This window comes from Arthrobacter sp. JCM 19049 (assembly GCF_001310435.1).
Map to the genome: position 1 here is coordinate 1 of NZ_BAXF01000272.1, position 2,935 is coordinate 2,935.

Annotated in this window: 2 protein-coding genes and 2 pseudogenes; 1 reads left to right on the top strand and 3 read right to left on the bottom strand. The window is 67.9% G+C overall.

Annotation, left to right across the window (positions count from 1 at the left end):
- The first annotated feature begins 447 nt into the window (after positions 1–447).
- Positions 448–885, top strand: coding sequence for an HNH endonuclease signature motif containing protein (locus JCM19049_RS10805; protein ID WP_054821595.1), 438 nt, complete (start codon positions 448–450; stop codon positions 883–885).
- Positions 886–993: 108 nt separating this feature from the next.
- Here the strand turns inward: JCM19049_RS10805 and JCM19049_RS10810 are convergent.
- The 3 genes and pseudogenes from JCM19049_RS10810 to JCM19049_RS10820 form a co-directional block, all read right to left on the bottom strand.
- A pseudogene (locus JCM19049_RS10810) lies at positions 994–1,511 on the bottom strand (gamma carbonic anhydrase family protein).
- 122 nt (positions 1,512–1,633) lie between these two features.
- Positions 1,634–2,479, bottom strand: coding sequence for a formyltetrahydrofolate deformylase (locus JCM19049_RS10815; protein ID WP_279402988.1), 846 nt, complete (start codon positions 2,477–2,479; stop codon positions 1,634–1,636).
- 51 nt (positions 2,480–2,530) lie between these two features.
- Positions 2,531–2,935, bottom strand: a pseudogene (locus JCM19049_RS10820) (pyridine nucleotide-disulfide oxidoreductase); the annotation flags it as partial.

Here is a 2,935-nt window from a genome sequence, read left to right on the forward strand (position 1 = left end):
CCCCCGCACCCGGCTCTGCCAGCCTCCCGCCGCAGTGGGGCGAGCAGGACACCATGCCCGACTGGGCCCGCGCAGACGACCCGTCCTCCACCACCGACGCGCCGAGCAGGCTCCGCCCACTGCAACACCGCCCACTGCAACACCGCCCACCCCGGATGCCTACCCCGCGCAAGCCCCCGGGGCGGGGGAAAACGTCGGCAGCTTTAGCCAGTTGGGCGGAACGGACCGGTTCCCCGAGGAGCTGCTCAAGCCCTTCGAGGACCTGCGCCCCGAATTCCGCCACCTGATCGCGCTGCTTTCACTGCTGCGCGCCGATCACAGCGGCACCGGCAAGCAGGTGGGGGTGGTGCAGCCCGAGATCACGGTCATCATGGATTACGACAAGATGGTCGCCGACGGCAAGGACTTCGCCGTCACGGAAACGGCATCCCCATCTCCGCGGCCGCGATGCGGGCCATGCTCTGCAACGGGATCCTGCGCCCAGCGGTCTTTGGCACCAAGAGCGAGATCCTGGACATCGGCCGCACCAACCGGCTCTTCCCGAACTACATGCGCAAGGGCCTGCGGGCCAAATACCGCGGGTGCGCCTACCCCGGATGCACCATGCCCGCCTCCAGATGCGAGGCCGACCACATCACACCCTGGGACGAAGGCGGGCAGACCAGCATCGATAACGGGTGCCTGTTCTGCCCGATGCACCACCACGCACGGCACTGCAGCCTGTTTACGGTGATCCGCAACGAAGACGGCCCACCCATGGTGTTGTTGCCCAAGGACCTGGACCCCCATCAACGCCCGCGGATCAACACTTACTGGCTCAGCCCCTCCGAGGCGCTTACGGCCGCCCGGGCCGAGCAGGCCGCCGCCGACCGGCTGGCCGCCTGAAACACATGGGACTGCCCCCGACCGGTCACGGTCGAGGGCAGCACACCACCACTGTCGCCACGCGGCGTCCAATCCAGGCCGGTTTCCACCGGCTGGCTGCCCGCGTCCCTAGGAGTTGGCGGCCAGGTGCTTGGCGGCAAGCTCCAGGTAGGTGTCCGCGTTCTTTGACAATCCCGCGACCTCTTCCTCGGTCAGCTCACGGCGCACCTTGGCCGGAACCCCGGCCACCAGGCTGCGCGGGGGAACCTGGGTTCCTCCAGCACCAGCGCCCCGGCCGCCACCAGGCACTGCTCGCCGATCACCGCGCCGTTCATGATCGTGGCGCTCATGCCCACCAGGCACCCATCGCCCACGCTGGCCCCGTGCACCACCGCCGAATGCCCCACGGACACGGACTGGCCCACCGTGCACGGGAAACCGGCATCGGCGTGCAGCACCACGTTGTCCTGCAGGTTCGTTCCGGCGCCGACCCGGATCGGGGCCGAATCCCCGCGCACCGAAACGCCGTAGAAGGCGCTGGCGCGCTCGCCGAGTTCCACATCCCCGCTCAAGGTCGCGGTGGGGGCGACGAACACGTTCTGCGCCACCTTGGGGGTGGCGCCGTCAATGGTAATAATGTGAGCCATGGCACCCACTGTAGTTCAGGGGACGAACCGGCAGCGATTCCGGCCTGCGCAGATGACACCACCGCGCCGCTCGCACAGGCGGCTCGGACAAGCGGCCCGGAAAAGCGGCTCGCCGGAAGCCGCTAGGAGAAGACGATGGTGCGCTGCCCGTCGAGCATCACCCGATGCTCGGCATGCCACTGCACGGCCCGGGTCAGCGTGCGCCCCTCCACCGCTACGCCCCAGCTCCACCAGCTGGGCGGCGGTACGCGAATGGTTGACCGGGGTGACTTCCTGGTCGATGATCGGCCTTCGTCCAGGTCGGCGGTGACGTAGTGGGCGGTGGCGCCGATGAGCTTCACACCGCGGGCGTGGGCCTGGTGGTAGGGCTTGGCGCCCTTGAAGGAGGGCAGGAAGGAATGGTGTATGTTGATCACCCGCCCGGCCATGCGCTCGCACAGCGAGTCGGAGAGGATCTGCATGTAGCGGGCCAGCACCACCAGTTCGATCCCGTGCTCCTGCACGAGCTTGAGCAGCTCGGCCTCGGCCTGGCCCTTGTTCTGGGCGGTCACCGGCAGGTGCACGAAGTCCACCCCGTAGAACTCGGCCATCGGCTGCAGGTCACGATGGTTGGAGACGATCACCGGGACCTCGATCGGCAAGGTGCCGGCGCGCTGGGCGAACAGCAGGTCGTTCAGCGCGTGCCCGGCCTTGGAGCACATGATCATGGTGCGGGTGCGGCGGGACGATTCGAACACCTTCAGGTCCATGCCGAATTCGTCGCGGATGGGCGCCAGCTGGGCCATGACCTGGTCCAGGGTGTGCCCGGTGGCCACCTCGATGCGCATGAAGAAGGTGTTGGAATCCGGGCTCTCATACTGCTGCGACTCGGTGATGTTGCAACCGGCACCCAACAGGCCCCCGGAGACGGCATGCACGATGCCCGGACGGTCGACGCAGGAGAGGGTGACGATGAAGTGGTTGCTCATGCATTCCAAAATACGTGGCTGGCGCCCCGGCACCGAATTGATGAGCAAAGATCACACCCGCAGCGATTGCGGTGACTTCTCCTCCGGGTGCGCAGTCGTGTAGCCGCTCGCCTCCGTGCCCGCCATGCCGGAGGCATGCTGCTTCAGGTGCTTGATCGCGGCGATGGCGGCCCGTCGTCCGGCACGGGTGGCCCCAATGGTGGAGGCCGACGCCCCGTAGCCGACCAGGTACAGTCCGGGCTGGTCGGCGGCGCTGACCGCATCGGCGGACATCCGGATCCCGCCCTGGGCGGTGCGCAGCTTCAGCGGCGCCAGGTGCTTCAGCGCGTGACGGAAGCCAGTGGCCCACAGGATCGCGTCGATGCGTTCGCGGCTGCCGTCGCTGAACACCACCGCATCGGCCTCCAGGCGGGAGATCGGACCTCGGGAAATCATCAGCGGAGGCGATCGCCGCAC